The 2,849-nt window shown below is 65.3% G+C and carries 2 protein-coding genes; both read right to left on the bottom strand.

The features are described 5' to 3' along the window. On the bottom strand, positions 1-1,766 hold a 1,766-nt coding region (locus BG35_RS0108590), incomplete at its 3' end, for a diflavin flavoprotein (RefSeq protein WP_025782500.1). 29 nt (positions 1,767-1,795) lie between these two features. Further along, positions 1,796-2,849, bottom strand: a 1,054-nt coding sequence (locus BG35_RS0108600; protein WP_034418109.1) for a flavin reductase, incomplete at its 5' end; no start/stop codon positions are given.

Genomic DNA, 2,849 nt, shown 5'->3' on the forward strand with positions numbered 1-2,849 from the left:
GCCCCACTGCGCCGCTGGTGGACGGCCGTCCGGCCTTGTTCATCCAATAGGGCTCCATGTTCCACACGGCCGTAGATGAGCCAGTGGTCACCGCACTCCATGCGTTGACAGACTTGCACCTCAAGCCAGGCCAGAGCCTCCTGGAGCAGCGGTTGGCCATGGGGAGTGTCCGTTATCTCCAGGCCCGCAAAACGGTCGGCGCCAGGGGCAAAGGGTTGCAGGAAGTGTTTCATCAGACGCTTTTCCCGGCCTGAGGCCAGCACGTTGAGGGCGAAGCGGTTGCCGTTGTGGAGCAACTGCTCCACGGCCCGATCCTTGGCCACCGCCACCGTGATGCCCGGCGGGGTGAAGCTGGCCTGGGACACCCAACTGGCCACCATGGCCCCGCTCAGGGCGCCGCGGCGGGCTGTGAGCACACAGAGGGAACCCAACACCCGGCCAAGGGCCTGGAGGGACGGCCCGCTGCTGCTGTCCTTGAGGCCGCCGACAGCGCGCCGCCGCTGCTGTTGCTGCCGCTGCAATGTCTGGCCCAGGTCCGTGCCCATTTCCTCACAGCGCTTCAAGGTGGCGTCATCAGGGGAGAAGCGCACCCGCAAGGTGGGGAAGGCAAAGGGAAATCCACAGTCCCGCAATTTTTTCTCCAGCAGGTCAATGGCCTCGCCGCTCCAGCCGTAGCTGCCGAAGACCCCCACCGGTGTGGTGGGTTCCGCTTCCGCCAACACCGTTCCCAATGCCGCCATGATGGGGGTGGGCACATGGCCCCCCAGGGTGGGGGAGCCAATCAGTAACGCCTGGCTGCTGTGAATGGCCTGGCGCAGGGCGTCTGCGTCACTGAACTCGCAGTTCATGCTTTGCACCCGCACCCCGGCCTTGGCGATACCCTGCCCCAGGGCGGAAGCCAGGGCGGCAGTATTGCCATAGGCGCTGGCAAAGAGCAGCGCCACACTCAGGGGGGAGCGTCGCTGCCCCTCTCCCCAGCGGCGATAGTCGTTGAAAAGGCTGCGCCAACTCTGGCTGATCATGGGTCCGTGGCCCGGCGCCAGGCTGCCAATAGCCATCTCCTCCAGACGGTCCACCACGGTGTCCACCTGCTGGGCCATGGGGGCCATCAGACAGTCGTAGTAGAAGCGACGATCTTCCTCATGGAGACCGACATGGGATTCTTCCAGTTCCTCCGTGCAAATGTGCGCCCCGAAAAACTTGCCACTGAAGAGAATCCCGTAACGGTCCTCATGGCCCAGCAGCCCGCCGGGCCAACGGGGTGTGGGGGCAGGAAACAACCGCAGTTGCCAGTGGTCAGCCGGTTCCCCCACGGACATCCGGTGCTCCCCACGGATGACCCGCAACGGCGGCAGCGGTGGTGAGTTCAGGTCTGTTGACGGGGAGGAGTCCCCTTGACGCGGTGGGATGAGTGTCCACAGATCCTGCAGCAGCTTGACGCCGGCGCTGGAGGCCAGCAACCGCAGCCGGGGATACACCATGGCCATGTGGCGCAGCATGCCCACCCGGTTGGGATTCACATGGCCCACCACAACCGCCAGAGGGTGGTCAGGGGGGCAGTGCTGTTTCAGCGTTGCCAGGAAGGGCTCCCGGAACGACTCCCCAGGAGGATGGATCAACGTGGCCTCGGGACCGGGAATGAAGAAGCTGTTGGCGCTGGCGCCCCGCTCCAGGCCGTATTCCATCTCGAAGCGCAGCCGCTCCGGGCTGAGGCCCCGCAGGCAGAGCAACTGGTCCGCAACAGGCAGGGTGATGACGCGACGCATGCTGGCCCCGGATCGTGTGGTGAATCGGTTCAGTAATGATTGCCCACCTTGCGGTGATGGACTGCGGTCCGGCCCTCCTGATCCGCCACCCGACCACTTTCCACCTCTGCATAGATGATCCAGTGGTCACCCGCCTCCAGCCGTTGCCGTACGCAACACCCCAGAAAGGCCAGGGCATCCGCCAGCACCGGCCCCCCAGGCGCGGCCTTGGGTAGAACCTGTACCCCCGCAAAGCGATCCGCACCGGGGGGAAAACGCTTGAGGAAGTGGCGCAGCAATTGTTGATGGTTGTCCTGGGAGAGGATGTTGAGCACAAACCGATCCCCCACCTGAAGCAGGGCTTCAATGGCGCGATCACGGGCCACCGCAATGGTGATGCCCGGCGGGCTGAAGCTGGCCTGCGCCACCCAACTGGCCACCATGGCGCTGCTGCGACCCTCCTGGGCGGCGGTCACCACGTAAAGCCCGCCGCTAATGCGGCCCAGGGCCTTATCCAGGGAGGCATCCAGGGATTTCATGGCCCGCATGGCTTGATCCCGCATCAGCAACTGACCCAGGTCCGTGCCTGCTTCCTCGCAACGCTGGTAGACGGCCTCGTTGGGGGTTTCCCGGATCCGCAGGGGGGCGAAGGCGGGCCGTGTGCCCAACTGGCGCAATTTGGCGGCCAGGGTGTCGATGGGTTCATCATCACCGCCATAGGCTTCATAGATGGCCACCAACTGCTTGCTGTGGAGCGCCGCCAGCATGGCGCCAACGTTCTGCTGGAGATCTCCATCGGCAGCGATGGGCGGCGTGGGCAGCACCACGGCCTGGGCATCCCCGATCAAAGCTGTGAGTTCATGGGGATCGGTGCCCCGCAGGTCCACCAGTTGCACCTGGGCCGAGGTCTTGCCGATGCCGTGGGCAACGGCCCGGCTGAGGGGATCACAGAAGCCGTACCCGCTGATCCCGCAAACAGCGGCGTAGGCCTGGCCCCGGCTCCGCTGCTGGCTCCAACTGCGATAATCCTCAACCCAGCGGGCCAGGTGGTGCTGCAGCAGGGGGCCATGGCCTGTGGCAATCGTCTTGACGGAGGGCAATGCG

The organism is Candidatus Synechococcus spongiarum SH4, from assembly GCF_000586015.1.
Taxonomy (GTDB): domain Bacteria; phylum Cyanobacteriota; class Cyanobacteriia; order PCC-6307; family Cyanobiaceae; genus Synechococcus_B; species Synechococcus_B spongiarum_F.